The sequence below is a fragment of the Saprospiraceae bacterium genome (assembly GCA_016710235.1).
Lineage (GTDB): Bacteria > Bacteroidota > Bacteroidia > Chitinophagales > Saprospiraceae > Vicinibacter.
On the sequence record JADJLG010000001.1, the window covers coordinates 2,589,648 to 2,611,390 of the forward strand.

Consider the following 21,743-nt stretch of genomic DNA (forward strand, 5'->3'; position numbering starts at 1 on the left):
TTAATGTGAAAAATGAGAATAATGAGAAAAGTGTGAAGAATGAGAAAAATGTGAAGAAACCACGAGATCTTTTTTTCCAGGAGTATAGGTATAGAATCCCTCGCCGGATTTTACCCCTAGATTTCCTGCGGTGACCATGTTTACAAGCAGTGGGCAAGGTGTGTACTTGTCCAATCCCAGACCCTGATGAAGTAACCTCAATATCGACAGACATACATCCAATCCGATGAAATCTGCGAGTTGTAGAGGACCCATGGGATGCGCCATCCCGAGTTTCATGATTTGATCAATTTCTGATACTCCGGCTACTCCTTCATGTAGAGAATAGATGGCTTCATTGATCAAAGGCATCAGAATTCTGTTGGCGATGAATCCCGGAAAGTCCTCCACAACGATTGGGATTTTGTCCAATTTTTCTGATAGATCTATGATCGTTTCGCATACAGTTTCCTGAGTTGAATAGCCTTTAATGATTTCAACAAGTTTCATCACAGGAACCGGATTCATAAAATGCATTCCGATCACTTGCTGCGGGCGTTTGGTTGCTGCGGCAATTTTTGTGATGGATATTGACGAAGTGTTTGAGGCTAGAATGCAATTTGGAGGGGCAGCATTATCAATTTCCGCAAATATTTTCAGTTTGACCGCTTCATTTTCCGTAGCCGCTTCAATGACCAAATCGGCTTCTGCAACGGCCTCACTAATGGAGCTATACTTACTTATTCTATTATATGCGGCTTGACTTTCTTCGAAGGTCAAGATCCCTTTCTCAACTTGTCTGTTCAAGTTTTTTGAGATGGTCTGGAGCGCTTTGTCCAGTGCTGAATCTGAGATATCACAAAGCTTTGTTTCAAAGCCGAATTGAGCACAAACGTGTGCTATACCATTGCCCATGGTACCTGCACCTATTACTGTTATTTTGTTGATCACGGGAAAATATTTATGCTGTAAATCAAAGTTTTGAGTAGAATGTTTACACAATGCATGGATTTTTCTACATTGCATGCATGATATTACTGGCAGATGCAGGTTCTACCAAAACGGAGTGGGCAGTATTGGAGAACACCACGATGATAGATCGATGGGAATCACCGGGACTAAATCCATTGACTATGTCAGGATCCGCCATATCATCCACTTTGCACGAAGCACTCCACATCGTGAGGATGCGTTATGCCTGGAAATCCATATATTTCTATGGAGCGGGCTGTCGAGACCAAGGCCAGCTAATCATGAAGGATTTAATCGGTCAGATTATTCCTTCTGTGGAGATACACGTTCATTCTGATCTCTTGGGAGCTTGTAGAGCTGTGGAAAATGGACTGCCATCTTTGGTTTCAATCATGGGCACGGGTAGTAGTTGTTGTATCTCAGACGGAAATCAGATTCTGGACCAGTCGTCATCATTGGGCTATATACTGGGAGACGAAGGCGGCGGAGCTGACATTGGTAGAAAGTTTGTCAAGTTGTTTTACTCTGGCAAAGTAGATCCGGATATCTCGAATGCCTTTATTGCAGCTACAGGGATGGATCAGCAGAACTGGATCCCTCAATTTTACAAGGCTGAGGATAAAGCCAACCTTCTGGGGATGATTGCTCGATTTGTGCTTCAGAATATTGACAGGAGTCTTTGTCGTGATATCATAGTCCAGTCAATAGATGATTTTTTTAATTTTTATGCAAATCCCTTATTGGATAGACAAAGGATTGAAGGGCTCTATTTTATAGGCGGTGTTGCATTTCAAATTCGGGAAATATTGGACGATTATTGTCGGGAGAGAAAGCTGCCCTTACCACAAATACTGCGAAGACCTTTGGAAGGAATAGTTCGTTATCATATATTGCATTCTTTATCGAATTAGACCAATGCAAGACATCAAAAGAATAGCTGTGTTTACTTCAGGTGGCGATGCTCCGGGCATGAACGCAGCAGTCAGAGCAATAATCAGGACGGCGAGTTTCCATGATTTGCATGTGTATGGCATACAACGTGGCTACGAAGGTATGATAGATGGTGAAATTGACAGGTTGGAAATCAGCGACTCAGCAAATATTATCCAGAGAGGGGGTACCTTTTTGAAGACTGCGAGAAGTCAGAGATTTATGACTGTTGAGGGGCGGCAAGCGGCTTATGCCAATTTGGTGGAACATGATATTGATGCATTGGTGGCGATAGGTGGCAATGGCACATTTGCCGGCGCCCTTCAGTTTAACAAGGAATTCAAAATGCCTATCATCGGTCTGCCTGGAACGATTGATAATGATCTTTACGGTACCGATTTTACAATAGGATTTGATACTGCGGTAAATACCGCTATAGAGGCTGTCGACAAGATCAGGGATACTGCCGATTCTCACAATCGACTGTTTCTGATCGAAGTTATGGGCAGGCACTCAGGATTTATAGCAGTTTACACAGCTATTTGTTCCGGTGCCAGTGCTTTTTTGGTGCCTGAGGTGGAAACGAATATTGACGGGTTAATCGAAAAGTTGAAAAAGTCATTGAGGAGAAAGAAACTGTTTGGACTAGTAATCGTAGCAGAAGGAAACCATATTGGCAATAGTATGGAGATCGCAAAACTTATCCAGGAAAGAACCACTGAATATGATCTCCGTGTGACGATGCTCGGTCATTTGCAAAGGGGAGGTTCACCAAGTGCCGCCGATCGTTTACTCGCTAGCAGGTTGGGCTATGAAGCTGTAACAGCACTCATGCAAGGTAAACAAAATGTGATGGTCGGTATCGTCCACCAAAATGTGGAATTCACACCTTTCAGCAAGGCGATCAAATCGAAGAAAGAGCCTGATGATCATTTGATTGAAATCACTGAAATCTTGGGAATGTGATCTTTGAAAAGATCTGAGTCGTCAAAACGGATAGCACTTTTTTTCATTAGATTAATTCCTTTGATATCCTTTCGGTTGAGTATTTTTGCGAAGAAGCTGAAGAGAAGAATTAGCTTAGTTTTTAGAATTAAAATCATCAATAAATTAAGAGAAATCATGATAAAGAAAGTACAAGGAGACATCTTGTTGAGTAAAGCGGACGCTATCGCACACGGAGTTGCGCCGATGGATCATTTTGATTCCGGATTGGCAGCACATCTAAGAGAAGATTTTCCTTCCCTCTATAAAGATTTTAGGCATTTCTGTCAGACATATCACCCAAAACCGGGAAGTGTCTGGTTGTGGCAAGGAATCAATCACAAGAAGATATTCAATCTGATGACGCAGGAAGCACCGCAGACGAATTCCAGTCATCCGGGAAAAGCAAGTTTGCACAATCTGAGACATTGCTTGAAAGATCTTGTGCATGAGATAGAAAAAAACAATATTCAAAGTATTGCATTGCCTAAAGTAGCCACAGGAGTAGGAGGTCTAGATTGGAATGAGGTAGAACCAATTATCGTAGAACATTTTGCTCACAGCAAGATACCGGTCTATATTTATGATAAGTATGTAAAAGGTCAGGCAGCGGAAGAATAGTTCGCGACAACACATATAGAAATATTATTGTTTGCTCAACCAGTAGAATAGTCTGCACATAGATGAAGAAATCTGAGTCCTTTTATGAAAAAATAGCGTATCTGTTTTATGCAGTTGCCGATGCTGATGGTACAGTTCATCCTGACGAATTTGCTCATCTCCACTCTGAAATCAACAACTTCTGGAGAAAGACAGATCGTGCTAAACATGATTTTGATACAGATGGAGGGATCGAAGTTGAAGCCATCTTCGAGTGGCTTGAAGATGAAGGCTACAGTGCGGAAGACGCATTAGGAGATTTCAAACTTTTTGCCGAAGAGCATCCCTACTTTTTTGATACTGAGACTACAGAATTAATTCTGCACACCTGTCATGAAATTGCCTACAACTTCAAGAAAATCAATAAGTCGGAAGCGAAGATGATGGAAGACATAGAGCATTTTCTTCAAAATCTTGGGGGAGAGTAGGGTTTATCTTCCTCTTTTATTTTGATTAAAAGTCTGCAAAGTCAATTCAGCCATGGTTTGAAGATTAATCTTGAAAGATCTCTGCGCTGCACAATAAGGCTTATCTAAAATTTCTATACTTATGCATTAAGCACCGCTTAATGCCTTTTTTTAAAAATTAAATTGGTGCTTGTCTTTCCTCGAGATATAAATTAGGCTTTATAAAACAGGTCGATGCAAAGAGAGTAAAAACTCCTATAAATTTATAAAGAGTAAAAGGAATGATCAATCAAATGATTGGTTTGCAATGGATGCTTTTTCGACCATCTCCTGATATTCTTTTGGATCTAAACCATCCATGCAGTAGTGGATTGGATTGACTGGTTTGCCATTGAAATGAACCTCATAGTGACAATGTGGACCGGTAGAGGTGCCTGTATTGCCTATAGTACCTATTTTTTGGCCTTTGGTAACTTTTTCACCTTGTCGCACCACAATATCCTTCATATGAGCATACAAGGTCACGTAGCCAAATCCGTGATCTATGGTGACAGAGCGTCCATAGCCGGAGGATTTATTTTCTACTTTGACTACCTTACCGTCACCTGTGGATTGGATAGGTGTGCCTGCCGGCGCAGTAAAATCAATACCTTGATGCATTTTGTTGATCTTGTGAAGGGGATGCAAGCGGATACCAAATCCCGACAGTTGTTCAACATTGCGCTCCAACTTGTCTATACGAACAGGTTTTACTGAGGGAATGCTGGCAATCATGTCTTCTCGGGTTCTCGCCAATTTTTCCAGAGTATCGAGCGATTTTGATTGGAGATACAACTGTTTTTCAAGCTTTCCAACTTGTTCTTTGATATCACGTAGCGAGCCGGAATTTTTTAAGTGATTGAGATAAGAAGAAGGGTCGTGTCCTCCGACTCCCGATTCCCACAGACCTTGATCTATCGGATCCATTCCAAAAAGTACACGATGAACTTTGGCATCTCTGTTCTGAAGGTTTTGAAGAATTTTTGAAGCTTTTTCAGTTTGATCTTTCATTGAAAGAAACTGATACTCCATTTGTGTCAGTTCTTTGCGAAGTGCTTTTTCTCCAGGACTTGGAAAATACTCAGATGTGAGGAAAGTGAAAATAATAGCGGTGATTACGACTGCGCACAGGAACATAAATGCGCGCAGCACGAGATTCTTCCTCGAAAGCTTGACTTTCTCGAATTGGAGCGTATGGGGGTTGTATACGTATTTTTCTCCTCTCATTTCAGCATCGGTGGTAATTTAATTACTTTTGCGATCCGAGACGAAACTCGTTTTGTTTGATTCATACAAAGTTAAGAATTTCTCGTAATTCGCGAGTAAGTTGGTTCGGCAAAATAATATATATATATATATTATCTTTATAAATAAAAGAAATTCAATATTTTAGAAAATAATTTTAGAAAATAAAAACATGGATTCGAAGCAAATTCGCCAAAGGTTTTTGAATTATTTTGCGAAGAAGGGACATAAAATTGTGCCATCCGCTCCAATTGTAGTCAAAAATGATCCTACGCTTATGTTTACAAATGCAGGCATGAATCAGTTTAAAGACTATTTCCTTGGAACAAAGGTACCTGAAGTTCGCCGGATAGCAGATACGCAAAAATGTTTGAGGGTCAGTGGCAAGCATAACGATCTTGAAGAAGTAGGGACCGATGGTTATCATCATACGATGTTTGAAATGTTGGGCAACTGGTCATTCGGGGATTATTTCAAAAAAGAGGCAATTCAAATGGCCTGGCAGCTTTTGACAGAAGAATACAGGTTGCCAAAGGACAGATTGTTTATCAGTGTGTTCGGTGGCGATGAAAGCGAAGGTCTGGATAGGGACATGGAAGCGGTGCGTTTCTGGAGGGAGTGGGTCGATGAAGATCGGATTTTGTTTTTTGGTAAAAAGGACAATTTCTGGGAGATGGGGGATACGGGTCCCTGTGGTCCTTGTAGCGAAATCCATATTGACCTGAGATCAGAAGATGAAATCAAAAGAAATCCTGGTGCACCTTTGGTCAATGCAGGGACGCCTGATGTCATGGAGATTTGGAATCTGGTTTTTATTCAATTCAACAGAAAAGCAGATGGTAGCCTGGAGGAACTGCCTGAAAAACATATCGATACAGGCATGGGATTTGAAAGGCTGTCGATGGTCTTACAAAATAAAAAAGCAAGCTACGATACAGATATTTTTTCACCTACGATCCAATTTATCGAAAACTTTTCAGGTATCCTCTATAAAGGATCTTACACTAGAGAAGATAAATCCGATATGGCAATGAGAGTGATTGCAGACCATATCCGTGCCATAGTTTTTGCGATAGCAGATGGTTCCATTCCTTCAAATACCGGTCCCGGTTACGTGATCAGGAGAATATTGAGAAGAGCAGTGAGATATTATTATAGTTACCTGAATATCAAAGATCCTTTCTTGTTTCGCTTAGTTCCAATATTGGTAGAAGGAATGAGCGAAGCCTTTCCTGAATTGATTTCTCAAGGAGAATTGATCACCAAGGTAATCCATGAAGAAGAGCATTCGTTTCTTCATACCTTGGAAGCAGGTCTCAAGAGATTTGAGACCCTGCAAGTCTCAAATAAGCAGCTCAGCGGCAAAGATGCATTTGAACTCTACGATACCTATGGTTTTCCGATAGATCTCACGGTGCTCATTGCCAGAGAGAAAGATTGGGAGGTTGACATATCTGCTTATCAACAAGCGCTCAATCAGCAAAAAGACCGCTCTCGGGCAGATGCCAAAAAAGAGTATTCCGATTGGCATATTCTCAATGATGGAGAAACGACTTTTGTGGGATATGACCAATCTTCTTTACCAGAAGTAAGGGTGTTGCGATGGAGAGAGTTTACAGCTAAGGGAAACAAGAATTATCATCTCGTTCTGGATAAAACTCCATTTTATGCTGAAGGAGGAGGTCAAGTTGGTGATACCGGAATATTACAGGCAGGTGAGGAAACTCTTCAAATATTGAATACAGTAAAAGAAAATGATTTGATTCTGCACGTAGTAGATAGATTACCAGCTACGTTGGATAGGTCAATGTCTTGTGAGATAAACATGATGAGAAGGAGTTTGATAGAATGCAATCATTCAGCAACACATTTGCTGCATGCAGCTTTGAGGGAAGTTTTAGGGACACATGTGACCCAGAAAGGATCATTGGTCAATGACAATTATTTGAGATTTGACTTTTCCCATTTTCAAAAAGTACAGCCGGATGAGTTGAAGAAAATAGAGCAAATTGTCAATCAAAAAATAAGACAAAATGTCCCAAGAATAGAGGATAGGTCTATCCCCATAGAAATCGCCAAGACGAAAGGTGCGATGATGCTTTTCGGTGAAAAATATGGAGAGAATGTACGTATGATCACTTTTGATTCAACATTTTCCCGAGAATTGTGTGGAGGATGTCACGTGCCATCGACCGCGGTGATTGGAATGCTGAAAATAGTATCTGAGTCTGCCGTGGCTGCTGGAATTAGAAGAATAGAAGCGTTGACCGCTGTCGGTGCAGAAAATTATGTTTTGGATCAAGAGCAGCTACTGGAACAAATTAAAGAAAAACTGAATCATCCTCGCGATATCGTCAATAGCATCATACATCTTCAGGAAGAGAATAAATCTTTGCAAAAAACAATTCTGGAATGGAAAGAAAAAGATGCTCAACAACTGTATCAGAATTTGTTACCTCAAGCTGTACGAGTTAAAGGTATTCAAACATTGGCAGTTCAGGTAAATCTGGATGACAGTAAAATAGCTAAAAATCTGATATTCCAATTGGGCAAGCAGCTTTCTCCATGTATTCTATTATTGGCTTATCAAACTGATGAAAAACCACAGTTGATGTGTTATGTTTCTGAAGACATCGCTGGACTTTATCCGGCACCTCAACTTTTGAAAAAAGTAACTTCGCACATTGAAGGAGGAGGAGGGGGGCAAGCATTTTTTGCTACTGCCGGAGGGAAAAAATTGTCCGGATTGCCTGCTGCAATTCAGGCAGCTCATGAAGTGATTCCTCAATTGCTGAATTCATAAACTTATGTTAGGAACTATTATCATTATCAGTATTGCTATACTGTTGATAGGATTCAATCTTTATATTCGGGTATCTACGTTGAAGTATATTAAAACTATGATGGACAAAGGAATTCGTTTTGGTTGGGAACAGCTCATTTCTTCACAGAGATGGCAAAAAGAAGTCGTGGAAAACTATCCAAATGATGCCGATTTTTTGAACCGATTCAGAAAGCAAGTACTCTCAACATCCCTATTATTTATTCTCGTTATTATTATTGTTTTAGTATTGCTTTTTAGCTGGAGATCAATTTATCTGTGATATGAAAGTGAGATTAGGATTGGTTGGATTAGGTTATTTGGGAAAGATCCATTTGAACTGCATTAAACAAGTGAGTGATATAGATTTTGTTGGATGCCATGATCTCCAAAGCGGACCCGCCAGAGAATTGTGTGAACAACATCAGCTGCGCTATTTTGAAAGTTTGGATGAATTGCTCAGTGAATGCGATGCCATTGATATAGTGACTCCAACTATGACTCATTTTCAAATAGCAGAACAAGCGATGAAAATGGGGAAGCATGTGTTTATAGAAAAACCTGTCACTTCGCTGCCTGCAGAAGCGGAAGCCCTGCTCAATCTGCAAAGAAAGATGGGAGTCAAAGCTCAGATCGGACACGTGGAGAGATACAATCCGGCTTTTCTCGCCGTAAAGCCCTTTCTCAAAAATGTCAGATTCATTGAAGCACATAGATTATCTTCATTTAATCCGCGTGGTACTGATGTCTCTGTGGTTCACGACCTGATGATACATGACCTGGATTTGATTTCTTGGATCGCAGGTTGTGATGTCAAGTCCATCGCTGCAAATGGGGTTTCTATCGTCAGCAGGGTAGCTGATATTTGCAATGCTAGAATTGAATTTGCAAATGGTTTGGTCTGCAATGTCACTGCAAGTAGAATTTCAGTAAAACCAATGAGAAAAATAAGGGTATTCCAAGATGATGCTTATATCAGCATGGATCTGATGACCAAAGAAACCCAAATTATTACTATGGGAGATGAGGCTGTAGAGAACTCCTTTGAGGTTGACAGCTATCGTGGAAAGAAGTATATATCGATTCAAAATCCTGTCATTCCTGACGTCAATGCAATTCGCGAAGAGATACAATCTTTTTGTAAAAGTATCGTTAATAACACTGAAACCGAAGTGAAGCTAGAAGATGGATTAAGGGCATTGACCTTAGTCGATTCAATAGTTAAACAAATCGAAGCCGAACAATGAACCAAAACTACATCTTGGCTTGCAGCATTATTGCTGTAATGCTTCTTTTTGGCTGCAGTAGCTTTAACACTGAAGAAGCTGTTCCCTCGTATATTAATATTAAAAATTATTCACTTTCTTCTAATGGAAATCAGGGGAGTATTCACCACAATTTTCAAGATGCCTGGATGTATGTAAATGGAGATTATGCAGGAGCTTACCAAATACCATTCAATATCCCTGTTTTATCTACCGGAAACTCAACGATTCGGATTACACCCGGCATCAGAGTTAACGGCTCTCAGACTGAAGCGCGCATTTATCCCTTTATTAAAGCTTATGAGACAAGCCAATTGCTTGCTCCGGGCCTTTCCACACTGATTAACCCAATCTATGAGTATGAATCAGACGTGTTTTTTCCTTTAAATGAAGATTTTGATTTTACTCATTTTTTTACAAAAGACATCGACGGTGATCTGGAAACAAAAATGGTTTTGAGCGCATCTGCTGACAGTTATGAAGGAGCCAATTCCGGAATCATTAGGGTAGATAGTATTCATCAGAATTATATAGGAGGATATGAAAAATCGATCAATATTCCGGTGACACCAAATCGCGTTTACATCGAGCTGCATTTCAAATCAACGGTGAATTTTTATGTAGGACTCTATGGTATAATCCCTGGCTCTACACCTGTTGATCTGGTGGTAGCAAGATTAAATCCTAAGACAGAATGGACAAAGGTTTATTTTGATTTCACAGAGTTGACCAATTCTTCAGGAGCAACTTCTTACCAACCGGTAATTCAGCTACAATACGACAAAGAGAAACCTGAAATAGATCAAGTCGTACAGATAGACAATCTGAAAATCATATACAGGTAAAATGGAATGAATACTCAGATTGAAAATATCATATACAAAATAGTGGATGTGGCTCTGACCGCATTTGCTTGGTATCTCATCTGTGTGTATTTTCAACGATCGGGATTTTTTAATCCTGGACAAGAAAACAGTGCATCCCATTTATGGATCAAAGGAATGTTGCTGATCCCGCCTTTTTGGTTTTTGGTCAATCTTTTGGCTGATCAGTATCGCAATGTATACCGCTTGTCCAGATGGTCTGTTTTTACCGGTACATTAATTATTTCTTCTCTGGGATGTTTGCTGGTCTTCATTATCCTGATGGCCGACAAAAATCTACACCTGGAAGATCATTTTTTCGAAGGATTATGGAGATATTTTTTACTGCAATTTGGAATGACAGTATTGTTCCGTTTGATTTATCTCACATTTACAAGCAATAGACTCAAACGAGGGATTGTAGGATTTAATACATTAATAATTGGTAGTGATCAAAAAGCTGTTGACATTTTCAAAGAAATTACATCGACTCACTTCAGTCTGGGAAACAAATTTTTAGGATATATCCATTCGAATGGAGGAAGGTCAAATGATCTTATCCAACATTTGCCACAATTGGGTGGCTTGCCGGATCTCAATAAGGTGATTGAGCAATCGAATATTGAGGAGGTCATTATTGCCATAGAATCCACCGAGCATACAAAATTGAAGACGATTCTGGACACACTTTTTGAATATGGAGACAAGTTGATCGTTCGTATTATACCTGATATGTATGATATCTTATTGGGTTCCGTAAAAATGAATCATGTTTATGGAGCTGTGCTGATTGAGATTCGTCAAGAGATGATGCCTAAATGGCAGATTTTCTTCAAACGACTGATTGATATTGTTGTAAGTTTTATAGCTTTGGTCTTGTTGTCACCGATTGTAGCTTACATCATCTTGCGCACTAAATTATCGAGTCCCGGACCAATCATTTATAAACAACAAAGAATCGGGCTAAATGCTAAACCATTTTATATTTTAAAATTTAGAAGCATGTACGTCGATTCGGAGAATAACGGTCCTCAGTTGTCTCATGATCAGGATCCACGAATTACTCCATGGGGTGCTGTCATGCGTAAATGGAGATTGGACGAATTGCCGCAATTCTACAATGTCCTTATCGGTGAAATGTCTTTGGTAGGTCCGCGACCTGAACGAAAATATTTTATCGAACAGATCATGGAGAAAGCTCCACACTACAAACATTTGCTCAAAGTCAGACCGGGAATTACTTCATGGGGACAGGTGAAATTTGGATATGCTTCGGACTTGGATGAAATGTTACAAAGACTCAAGTATGATTTATTGTATGTTGAGAACAGGTCACTGGGCCTTGATTTTAAAATACTGTTTTATACAGTTTGGGTATTATTTCAAGGAAAAGGTAAATAAGCAAAGATTTTTATCTTACGTTGACTAATATACTACAATTTATATTTGTTTTTCCATTTTTCTAGAAGCTGAGCTCTTATTTTTTCTTCAGCGGGATTATTTGCGGGAATATAGAAACTTTGATGGCTTAGCGATTCAGGCATATACTCTTGTTCCACAAAATGATTTTCATAATCATGACTATACCTGTACTCTTTTCCATAATTTAATTTTTTCATTAATGTAGTAGGGGCATTTCGAAGATGGAGTGGTACTGCCTGATGGCCGGATTGAGCAGAGCTTTGCATTGCTCCTTGAATTGCCATATAGGCAGAATTTGATTTGGAAGAACATGCGAGATATATACAAACTTCAGAAAGTATTATGCGTGATTCAGGGAAGCCCACCATTTCAGCAGCACGAGCACCGGCTTCAGCAAGCAGTAGCGCATTTGGATTTGCAAGTCCGATATCCTCTGCAGCTGAAATGAGTAACCTGCGAGAAATGAATCTCACATCTTCACCACTATCGATCATTCTTGCCATCCAGTACACCGCGGCTTGCGGATCAGAGCCACGTATAGACTTTATCATTGCCGAAGCAATGTCATAATGTTGATCACCATTTTTATCATATTTTGCAATGTTTTTTTGCACCAGCTGAGCGATGAGATCATCAGTGATATGAATTTCAGGATCTGGTAGATGACCTATCATTTCCAAGATATTGCATAATTTTCTGGCATCACCGCTTGAAAAATGTAATACGGCGTTTAGTTCATCAAAGTGTATTTTCTTAGCTTCAAAAAGATAATCTTTCTGAACGATTCTCTCACACAGTAAGAGCATATCATCATCAGCTATCGGTTCCAGGATATAAACTTGGCATCTGCTAAGAAGTGCTGAATTCACCTCAAAGGATGGATTTTCAGTCGTGGCGCCGATGAGTGCTATAGTTCCATTTTCTACTGCCCCTAATAAAGCGTCTTGTTGAGATTTATTGAATCGATGTATTTCGTCTATGAAGAGAATTGATGAATTTTGTTGAAAAAATTTTGAACTTTCCGCTTTTTGAATGGCTTCTCTCACTTCTTTTACGCCTGCTTGGACTGCACTCAATATATGAAATGGTCTCTTCATTTCTGAGGCGATTATACGGGCTAGAGTGGTCTTGCCAACTCCTGGAGGACCCCAGAGTATCATCGATGGTACATGCCCTTGCAACAAGGTATTTTTCAAAGCAGCATCCGGACCTACAAGCTGTTTTTGGCCAATGATCTCGTCCAAAGATTTTGGACGCATTCTCTCCGCGAGTGGTTGCATTGTTGTTATCTGATCTCTACAGGATAAATCATCTTCATTTGGATGCCGCTATTTTTTTTCAAGTTCATCAACTCAGAATAGTATATGTAATATTCGCCTAAACTAGCTTTCAACACGGTCTCAGACAATTTGGACTTGGTTTCATTGTCGTTGCCCTGGATTTTATCGATGATACGAGTGATCGCATCTTTTCGGGTTGGATACTCAGAAGTGCGGTAACGATCCAAGGAAGCCATTCTTGCAGCACATACTATGGCATCCTCCAAACTCCCGGTTTTAGAAATTAAGCCATTCATTTCAGCTTGTCTTGCGCTCCAAATTCTACCTTGAGCAATCGCGTGGATTTCATCTTTCGATTTGTTTCTACCGCCGGCAACCACGCCTAAAAAAGTGTCATACGTATGATCTATGTTGTTTTGAATAATATCACCTTCTGCTTTGCCCCAAGGAAATGTCGGATTGAATTTGGCCGCCATAGGACCTGTACTAATGGTATCAAAGTCAACTCCAATCTTCTTGTCCAACATAGTGCTCACATCCGGAATCATCGCAAAAACACCAATGGAACCTGTCAGAGTGTGTTTGTCCGCAAAAATAGAATCTGCATGGCAAGAAATATAATAACCTCCAGAGGCAGCATAATCTCCCATACTGACCACAACCGGTTTTCCTGCATTTTTTAAAAGATCCAGTTCTTTCAGCATTTCGTCAGATTGAATGGCGGATCCTCCTCTTGAGTTTACTCTGAGCACCAATGCTTTGATAGAATTATTTTTTCTAATTTCTCGAATTGTTTTTAAATAATTTCTTCCAATTTCTCCTTCTTCACCATTGGCATCAGTGATATCGCCTTCTGCATATAGAACAGCGATGCGATTTGTAGCTCCAAAATCAGTATCCTTGTCTTTTACATTATCAAAATAGGAATTTACTGAAACCAATTGGATTTTTTGATCTTCCTGAATGCCTATGGATGATTTCATAGCTGTGATGATATCAGTCTCATATGCCAGACTATCTATGAGTTTTAGGTCTTTGGCTTTCTCAGGTGACGATGCCAGATATTGGTCCAGTATTTTTTTGAGCTCTTCCTGAGGCATGTTCCTTGCCTTGCTGACTTCTTCAAGATAGGTGTCAAATCTGTCGTGCAGAAATTCGCTTAGCTGAACTCTGTTTTGTTCACTCATTTTTTCAAGACGAAATGGTTCTGTGGCTGACTTAAATTGACCGGCATAATAAATGTTGAATTTCAATCCTATCTTTTCCATTAACTCTTTATAAAAAGGAATGGCTACCTGAAATCCCTTCAAGTCAGTAAAACCCAAAGGATGCATGTATATTTTGTCTGCAATGGAAGCAAGATAATACGAATTTTGGTCCATGAATTTAGAAAAGCAGTAAATGAATTTCCCTCTTTTCTTGAATTCCAACATAGCATCTCTAATGACATGCAGACTCGCATATCCATGACTACCTGCGGGATCTGTGAGATAGATTCCTTTTATTTTTGGATCAGAAGCGGCAGCTTTTATTGTTTTCGCAAAATCATGTATTCCGATTGTGACATCATTGTCAAAACTGATTTGTCTTACAGGAGTATTGTTTGTTTGTTCAGGAAGCTCAGCGGGTATAGTAAGTTTTAAGACTGTATTTTCTTCCACTGTCTTGCTGCTTCTTCCACTGAGGTTTTTTGTTGCCATTCCGGCACCAAAACCAATGATTATAAATACTAATAATGCAAGCGCAAGCAAACTGCCCAAACAAGAAGCAAATACAAATTTAAAAAATTGTCTCATGTTTTTCTGATTTAAAATAATATGCGAATATGATGTACTCCAGGAGTAAATTCTCTGGTGAACAAATGTTTAATTTCGTTATAATGTGTTGGATTTTGTAAGAAATCCATGTTTTCTGCATCCACTATGAGTACTGGAATCAATGTCTGCGTTCTGAAAAATTCAAAATACATATTCTGAATATTTTCTAAGTATTCAAATTCAATATTGAGTTCGTAGGGTCTTCCTCTCTTTTGAATATTAGAAAGTACATTTTCTATTGGGCGATGCAAATAAATCAACAAGTCAGGTCTTGGAATACCTTGAGATAATGCTTGAAAAATATTTTGATATAACTTGAATTCTTCGGGATTGAGATTGTTTTTAGCAAATAACAACGACTTGATCAATGTATAATCCGCAAGGACAAAGTCGGTAAACATATCCTTGTGAATGATTTCTTTTTGCAACTGTTTTTGTCTTTCCGCAAGGAAGAATAATTCTACTGTCAAGGAATATCTCTCAGGGTCTGCATAAAAGTATTTTAAAAAAGGATTTTCTGCAAATTCTTCCAATATAAGCTTGCAGTTGTATTCCTGAGATAACTTTTCACAGAGCGTAGTTTTTCCTGCTCCGATATTCCCCTCGACGCAAATGTATTTGTATCCGATTTTATTCTTCATCAAGCAGATAAACTTCTGAGGGATCTGAACACATTTCGTATAATTCTTCTATCGATTTATGGAGCTTTGGATGAATGACTTCACCTGCTATTTCCATAAGTGGTATCAAAGTAAAATTTCGCAAGTGCATTCTGGGATGGGGTATGGTCAATTGCTCTGATTCCATGATTTCATTATCATAAAGGAGGATGTCTATATCCAAGGTTCTTGCCTGATTGGATTTCTTATTTGTGCGGCCCTGTTTAATCTCAATACTTTGAGTAAGTGCAAGCAGTTCCAGAGGATCAGCAGAGGTATTGATACAAAGAGCTTGATTTAAATAATTGGCCTGACCTTCTACCTGCCAGGGTTCGGTTTCGTAGTATGCTGAATATGTGTTAATCGCGGCTCCTTCTCTTTCCAGATTGATCTTTGCCTCTTCCAGCTGTTGCTTTCTGTTTCCGAGGTTTGAACCGAGTAGCAAGTATGCAATATGATTTCGCTCAGTCATGTACTACAAACTTCAAAAGCCTGCTTTTGTTTTTGTTATATATCGATAAAAAGTATATTCCTGTCGAAAGATAACCTACCTCAATTTTCGCTTCCTGATTGAATTCAGGATGCACCTTAAAATTCCGGATCTTTTGTCCCTGAGCATCATATAGATCAGCTTCCAATGCGAGGTTGGAATTTTGGCTTTGTACATATACTAAGCCATCAGAATAATACGCACTAAAAGAAGACTTCAATTCTTCTGTGCCAACAGTTTTCACAATGTCTATTTCTTGGGAACTTGCATGTTCAAATCCTGCAAGATCAATCAATGTGGCGAGACTGAGTTCCAAGACATGTTGCATAAAACCGTAGTTCAAAAATTTAGCAGAATCCCGGGCAGTATGGTAATTTTCATTTCTAAAATTGGCACCATCTGTGAGCATTACTGCTGGGATGCCGCTATCCCAAAAACTGGCATGATCGCTTCTTCGCAAATCGGGCACGATCGAACCTGTACCTGGTGCGTTGATCGTAATGATATTTAATTCAGGAACACAAATTCCCTTCAAACTATCTATTTTGGAAGATAACCATTTGGAATTATCATTGCCAACATTGGTGATAAAATCACCTCTGTATTCATTTTGGACAACCTTATTGTAAGCTTCAGGAAACAATTGCTGAAAGCCTGTAGGTAATTTTTGTGTATTGGTCTGTTCTGTATAAAAACCTATCATCTCGAAATTGAGATCAGCATTGATTTTGGTATTGTTTTTCGGAAGTAATTTTAAATATTGTTTTGATCCAAATAATCCTAATTCTTCCGAATCAAACAATAAATAATTCAATGACCTATTGCAGGCATATGGGTTCAAAATTCTTGCTGCTTCCAACACGGCAGCAACTCCACTCGCGTTGTCATCAGCTCCGGGAGATATGGATACACAATCATAATGCGCATCCAGACATATAATTTCCTGTGGATTCGAAAATCCGGATTTCCTGCATTCTATATTTTCTATAGGGATGATATTGAGATTTTGTTCCAGTACACGGGTCGGATGAAATGCAGATAAATAACTATATATGTAATCTTGAGATTTTTTAAAAAAAATGGAATTTGATCTCACTCTCATTCCTTCCAAAGCATATACATGATTTTTGAGAAGTTGACTGTCAGCTTGTGCGAGAATATCTTTAGGGTTTAAACTCTCACCATCTGAAAGTTTTAAAATAATTTTCGTAGCTTTTGTTTCAGCATTGGTGCTGCCAAAATGAATTTGTATTGTTCTTACATCTTCCCCTGACAAAATATGTCCGGTATCACCGGAAATCGTAGCCCCCACGTGTGGTATAATAGAGCCATCAGCCAGCTGATCAAATAGGTGACAACTGATTTCCAGGTTAATGTTGTCCGGATCTACAGCTTTGTACTTCAACTCAATCTGGGTATCATAATTTCCTGACTGACTAATGATACTAAGATGTGGAATTTGATTTTGCGCCGATAAGATTTGAATTATAAACAGGAAAGCTATTATTCCTGAAATCTTCTTTCCGTTTTGGATCAATAAGAAATAATTCGTAAATTTTTTGGTAAGTAATTTTTCCATTTTTTGTGGTTATTTTTTAGCCATCCTAAATTTGCATGTTCATACTTAGCAACATGCCATGTTTCGGTAGATTCCAAAGATAAGTAATTTGGTTCCAACGCACGTAGATAATCCAAGGATTGAGAATCGTTCAGGGAAACTGCAGGAGTTGAATCCGGGAGCAAAACGCTTTGTGATAATGCATGATCCATAAACCAATCTTGACCTTTATAATGTCCCAGTTGAATACCCGCATAACTTGGTCGCATCCCTTTTTCTGTAAGAACTTTCCATTTTTGGAACAAATGGGGCATGATGTAAGAATAGTTATCATTTGTCACCTGTACTTGAGCTGAAAAAGATTCCAAAGCCCTGGGAAGCCCTTTCAGTTTAGCATGGACGTCTCTTTTGAATTCTTTCTGCTGGAGATCGCTCTGATGAGGATCCATGGATTTTAAAACGCTGATGGTGAGGCCTTCTCCTTTTACCCGATGAGGCATCAATCGATAAGTAAAGAATTTGTCTGACTCATGTATGTTCCATTCTGGTGGAAAGTTACACCTGACGTTTTCAAAAGGGAATTGAGTAGTAAATTCGCGGCATACATTTTCATTTTCTTCTCTGTTAAAGGTGCACGTAGTATAGATTATTATTCCACCTGCTTTCAACATCTCAGCAGCAAGTTTTATTAATTCGGATTGAATCTTTTTGCAATGGTATATTTTATCTGAGTTCCATTGAAGTAGTGCATCTCTTTCTTTTCTTAGCATACCTTCTCCACTGCAAGGGGCATCTATCAAAATGAGATCGTATTTCGAGTCGGTTTTGCAAAGTTGTCTGACATTGCCGCTGGTCACTAAATATTGGGGATGTCCCCATTTTATGATATTTTGTTTTAAAGTCTCTGCCCTCAGTGGAGAATATTCGTGACTATGGATGATGCCTGTGTCTGCAATGTGGTGGGACAATAATGTGGATTTACCGCCAGGAGCTGCACATAGGTCGAGCACCTGCGAATCAGAAGCTACATTGAGCGATTGCAAAACATGCAGGATGATCATAGAAGAAGCATCCTGTACATAATAATGACCGGCATGAAAATATGGGTCGGTTGTAAAGGTCGGCCTGGTATCTACATATCTTGCGGCATTGCACCAAGGCACAGAATCAGATACAGCAAATTGAAGATGGGCAGATTTTAGTGGATTCAAACGGATGGCTGTGACAGGCTGCATTTCAAGCGAATCTCTGAAGTCCGGATATTCTTCTGCTAGAATTTCCCTCATGTTGGTTTCAAAAAGCTCAGGGATTTTCATGGCAAATATTTTTTGAGTTCCGGGTGATGAAACATCAGATCATCAACTTTTTTATCAACTGCAGGATCAGTGATGAGTTCAGGCGCATGATGAGGCTTTTTTCTGGCGTCAATTATAAGACTTCCTTCGCAACCCCAATGCTTTTGATGGATAAAAGGTTTAATACCATAAATATCGGTCGAAGGGTTACTTCTGGTAAATGTGGTCCACAAAAAATTTGAAAAATTTTGCGCACAAAAAGCCGCATCATCTGTAAGGATTAATAGAGGAAATCCAGAGAGATCACATTTTTCCAATCGTTCACACAACTTAGCGATTTTGAATTCCTCCTCGTGATCAGCTTTGAAAGGATCAATCTGCAAAGCGAGAATTCCTTTCTGTACTAACTTGACTTTTGAAATTTCAGAGATTGGAGGAAGTTGATATTCGGATTGTAAATTGCGCAATGGATTACGATTACACGCCCATATCAGCTTAGATCCTGCGTTCAGCCCTTCACCTGAATAATCCAGTGTGTCTATCGTTGTTTTGGTGATAAAATGCAAATCATTCTTCCAGTCAATCCTTTCTAGAATATAGCTGAAAAAATCACTTGTATTGTTGATTTGAGGCAATTCGTCGAAACCATCAGCAGCAATCAATAAGTATTTGCTGAGTGAAGTCTGTCCCTTTCCCAAGATATGAAAAGCCTGAGTCAATATTTCTTCAGGTTTTCTTTCTCTAAAAGGCATGTAACGTTCACTGCCTATAGCAAGTAAAAGAGGATGTACTCCGGCTTCATCTACAGCATGAATGGACTTTACCCCCGGAAATTCTTGTGCAGCAAGTTGACGAGTCAACAAATGGATGATATGACCGAAAGCGCTGTCTTCCTGAGGTGGCCTCCCGACTACGGTTGCATGCCAGATGGCTTTTTTCTTGTGAAACACTCGTTTTATTTCCAAAACCGGAAAATCGTGCTTCAAACTATAATATCCCAGATGATCACCAAAAGGGCCTTCTTTTTTCAATTGGTTTTTACGAACAATTCCGGTTATGCAGAAGTCAACATCCGTAGGGATGAAGTATCCATCGTTTCGGCAATAATGGTATGATCTATTCCCCAAAAGTCCTGTAAATAGTACCTCACTCATACCTTCGGGTAGCGGGAATATTGAAGCCAAAGCATGCGAAGGTGGCCCTCCTACAGCAATACTGATCTTGAATTCCTGATCTGTTGCATTGTAAGCCTGATGATGGATGCCTATTCCTCTATGGATTTGATAATGTAATCCCAGTTCTTGATCAGAAAGATAATCATTGCCACTCATTTGGATGCGGTACATGCCAATATTTGCTTCACTCAATTTTTGGGAATTTGGAGGAAAGCTGATTACCTGTGGGAGGGTAATAAATGCGCCACCGTCATCAGGCCATGATTTTATTTGCGGTAGCTCTGATACTTTACATTGATGTCTCAGAATATCCTGATTCCATCTATCGTAAGATGGCCACGTGCGATATAATCTTGGTATCACTGACAAAGCCATTGCAGGAGTACTCATCAAAGCAGAGGGGTCAGCTCGTAACCGGCTTAATTTTTCAAAAGTAGCTATGATGTCACGAAACAAATATTCAACTCTGGAATTCGTGCCATAAATATTTGTCGCTACAGGAAATTTACATTGCGTAATATTGGTAAAAAATAAGGCTGGTCCCTTAGCTTGATTGACTCTTCTATGAATTTCGGCGAGTTCCAGATTTGCATTTACAGGAACTTCAACTCTGATCAGTTGTTGAATTGCCTCTAGGTCTCGTATGCAAGCTTCCAGATTTTTGTAAGCCATTAATCTATCTTCTTTGTGAATTTTGCACAAGTTCAGCAAAAAAATCCATAAGCAAAAGTCATCCTTAAATTGCAACTCAAAAGCACTTAGATTTGAGTCTCCCTGAGACTAAAACGACCAGAGGAAAGAGATCAATTGTGATTTAGTTTTTGCCCGGATGGATTCCTTTCTCCATAAAAAATGCATGATTCATCGTAAGTTTGCGCACTAATTAGTAAATTAATATTTATGGGCAGAGTCATAAGTTTAAGGGATGCCATCAGAGAGGGTATGAGCGAAGAGATGAGAAGGGATGATACCGTATTTCTCATGGGAGAAGAAGTCGCAGAATACAATGGAGCCTATAAAGTGAGCAAAGGCATGCTGGAGGAGTTTGGCCCGCGTCGAGTGATCGATACGCCCATCACAGAGCTCGGATTTACCGGCATAGGGGTAGGAGCCGCAATGAACGGTCTCAAACCCATCATCGAGTTCATGACTTGGAATTTCGCCGTTTTGGCCTTTGACCAAATCGTCAACAATGCAGCAAAAACACTTTCTCAGTCAGCGGGCGAAGTTGGTTGTCCGATTGTCTTTCGAGGGCCTTCTGGTGCGGCAGGCCAACTGGCGCAACAGCATAGCCAAACCTTTGAATCCTGGTTGGCAAACTGTCCCGGATTGAAAGTCATCTCCTGTATCGATCCTGCTGACACAAAAGGATTGCTCAAATCAGCGATTAGAGATCCCAATCCGGTATGTATCATGGAGTCAGAGATCATGTATGGATTGACCGGTGAAGTTCCCGATGGAGATTATACTGTGCCGATTGGTAAAGCTGCAATCCGAAAACAAGGGACAGATGTCACCTTGGTTTCTTTCAATAAAATGATGGAAGTATGTAAAGCTGCTTCAGAAATATTGGAAAAAGATGGTATTTCTGTGGAACTGATAGACTTGCGGACTATAAGACCGATGGACTATGAAACAATCATCAGGTCCGTGAAGAAGACAAATAGATTAGTAGTAGTGGATGAGTCTTGGCCTTTTGCAGGAGTTTCATCAGAAATTGCTTATAAAATCCAGTCTCAGGCTTTTGATTATTTAGATGCTCCTATTGTCAGAGTGAATTCAGCGGATGTTTCTCTTGGATACGCACCAACCATGGTGGAAGAATATCTGCCCAATCCCTCCAAAGTAATTGCAGCTGTGAAGCAAGTGATGTACAGATAAT

19 protein-coding genes are annotated in these 21,743 nt (G+C 39.6%); 10 read left to right on the forward strand and 9 right to left on the reverse strand.

All coding sequences use genetic code 11. The features are described from left to right. Complete coding sequence (locus IPI99_10300; protein ID MBK7340906.1) at positions 1-927, reverse strand: 3-hydroxybutyryl-CoA dehydrogenase; 927 nt, start codon at positions 925-927, stop codon at positions 1-3. Positions 928-980: 53 nt separating this feature from the next. Here IPI99_10300 and IPI99_10305 point away from each other — a divergent pair, with 53 nt between their 5' ends. The 4 genes from IPI99_10305 (at position 981) to IPI99_10320 (ending at position 3,953) form a co-directional block, all read left to right on the forward strand. After that, positions 981-1,862: a hypothetical protein gene (locus tag IPI99_10305; GenBank protein MBK7340907.1), complete on the forward strand. Its 882-nt coding sequence runs from the start codon at positions 981-983 to the stop codon at positions 1,860-1,862. Positions 1,863-1,866: 4 nt separating this feature from the next. Then, entirely contained in the window at positions 1,867-2,847 is a 981-nt protein-coding gene (gene pfkA / locus IPI99_10310) for a 6-phosphofructokinase (GenBank protein MBK7340908.1), read from the forward strand. 156 nt (positions 2,848-3,003) lie between these two features. Further along, entirely contained in the window at positions 3,004-3,486 is a 483-nt protein-coding gene (locus tag IPI99_10315; protein MBK7340909.1) for a macro domain-containing protein, read from the forward strand. Positions 3,487-3,548: 62 nt separating this feature from the next. Then, positions 3,549-3,953 (forward strand): TerB family tellurite resistance protein, encoded by a 405-nt coding sequence (locus IPI99_10320; GenBank protein ID MBK7340910.1) that lies wholly within the window; start codon positions 3,549-3,551, stop codon positions 3,951-3,953. 264 nt (positions 3,954-4,217) lie between these two features. On the opposite strand, the gene IPI99_10325 is transcribed toward IPI99_10320, so the two are convergent. Then, positions 4,218-5,198, reverse strand: a complete 981-nt coding sequence (locus IPI99_10325) for a M23 family metallopeptidase (protein MBK7340911.1) — start codon at positions 5,196-5,198, stop codon at positions 4,218-4,220. Positions 5,199-5,388: 190 nt separating this feature from the next. On the opposite strand from IPI99_10325, the gene alaS reads away from it, so the two are divergent. The 5 genes from alaS to IPI99_10350 are packed head-to-tail and all read left to right on the forward strand — an operon-like array spanning position 5,389 to position 11,566. Next, the gene (alaS, locus tag IPI99_10330; GenBank protein MBK7340912.1) at positions 5,389-8,019 is read left to right on the forward strand and encodes an alanine--tRNA ligase; all 2,631 of its coding nucleotides are present in this window, start codon (positions 5,389-5,391) and stop codon (positions 8,017-8,019) included. 4 nt (positions 8,020-8,023) lie between these two features. Further along, entirely contained in the window at positions 8,024-8,320 is a 297-nt protein-coding gene (locus IPI99_10335) for a hypothetical protein (GenBank protein MBK7340913.1), read from the forward strand. A 1-nt stretch (position 8,321) separates the two neighbouring features. Beyond that, on the forward strand, positions 8,322-9,284 hold the full coding sequence (locus tag IPI99_10340) for a Gfo/Idh/MocA family oxidoreductase (protein MBK7340914.1): 963 nt from the start codon (positions 8,322-8,324) through the stop codon (positions 9,282-9,284). Continuing rightward, the gene (locus IPI99_10345; GenBank protein MBK7340915.1) at positions 9,281-10,147 is read left to right on the forward strand and encodes a hypothetical protein; all 867 of its coding nucleotides are present in this window, start codon (positions 9,281-9,283) and stop codon (positions 10,145-10,147) included. Before IPI99_10340 ends, IPI99_10345 begins: the two co-directional genes overlap by 4 nt. Before the next feature lie 6 nt (positions 10,148-10,153). After that, positions 10,154-11,566 (forward strand): sugar transferase, encoded by a 1,413-nt coding sequence (locus IPI99_10350; protein ID MBK7340916.1) that lies wholly within the window; start codon positions 10,154-10,156, stop codon positions 11,564-11,566. A 32-nt stretch (positions 11,567-11,598) separates the two neighbouring features. On the opposite strand, the gene IPI99_10355 is transcribed toward IPI99_10350, so the two are convergent. The 7 genes from IPI99_10355 to IPI99_10385 are packed head-to-tail and all read right to left on the reverse strand — an operon-like array spanning position 11,599 to position 20,533. Continuing rightward, the gene (locus tag IPI99_10355) at positions 11,599-12,867 is read right to left on the reverse strand and encodes a replication-associated recombination protein A (GenBank protein MBK7340917.1); all 1,269 of its coding nucleotides are present in this window, start codon (positions 12,865-12,867) and stop codon (positions 11,599-11,601) included. 5 nt (positions 12,868-12,872) lie between these two features. Then, positions 12,873-14,663 carry a signal peptide peptidase SppA gene (gene sppA, locus IPI99_10360; protein MBK7340918.1) on the reverse strand — a complete coding sequence of 597 codons (1,791 nt, stop codon included), beginning with the start codon at positions 14,661-14,663 and terminating at the stop codon, positions 12,873-12,875. An 11-nt stretch (positions 14,664-14,674) separates the two neighbouring features. Next, a complete protein-coding gene (locus IPI99_10365; protein ID MBK7340919.1) occupies positions 14,675-15,325 on the reverse strand; it encodes a deoxynucleoside kinase in 651 nt (216 codons plus the stop codon). After that, a complete protein-coding gene (folK, locus tag IPI99_10370; GenBank protein MBK7340920.1) occupies positions 15,315-15,815 on the reverse strand; it encodes a 2-amino-4-hydroxy-6-hydroxymethyldihydropteridine diphosphokinase in 501 nt (166 codons plus the stop codon). The genes IPI99_10365 and folK overlap by 11 nt, the downstream gene beginning before the upstream one ends. Beyond that, positions 15,808-17,412 (reverse strand): M28 family peptidase, encoded by a 1,605-nt coding sequence (locus IPI99_10375; protein MBK7340921.1) that lies wholly within the window; start codon positions 17,410-17,412, stop codon positions 15,808-15,810. Before IPI99_10375 ends, folK begins: the two co-directional genes overlap by 8 nt. Further along, positions 17,367-18,707 carry a hypothetical protein gene (locus IPI99_10380; protein MBK7340922.1) on the reverse strand — a complete coding sequence of 447 codons (1,341 nt, stop codon included), beginning with the start codon at positions 18,705-18,707 and terminating at the stop codon, positions 17,367-17,369. Before IPI99_10380 ends, IPI99_10375 begins: the two co-directional genes overlap by 46 nt. Next, positions 18,704-20,533 (reverse strand): UbiD family decarboxylase, encoded by a 1,830-nt coding sequence (locus tag IPI99_10385; GenBank protein MBK7340923.1) that lies wholly within the window; start codon positions 20,531-20,533, stop codon positions 18,704-18,706. Before IPI99_10385 ends, IPI99_10380 begins: the two co-directional genes overlap by 4 nt. Positions 20,534-20,761: 228 nt before the next feature. On the opposite strand from IPI99_10385, the gene IPI99_10390 reads away from it, so the two are divergent. Then, positions 20,762-21,742, forward strand: coding sequence for a pyruvate dehydrogenase complex E1 component subunit beta (locus IPI99_10390; GenBank protein ID MBK7340924.1), 981 nt, complete (start codon positions 20,762-20,764; stop codon positions 21,740-21,742). The last annotated feature ends 1 nt before the right edge of the window (position 21,743 follow it).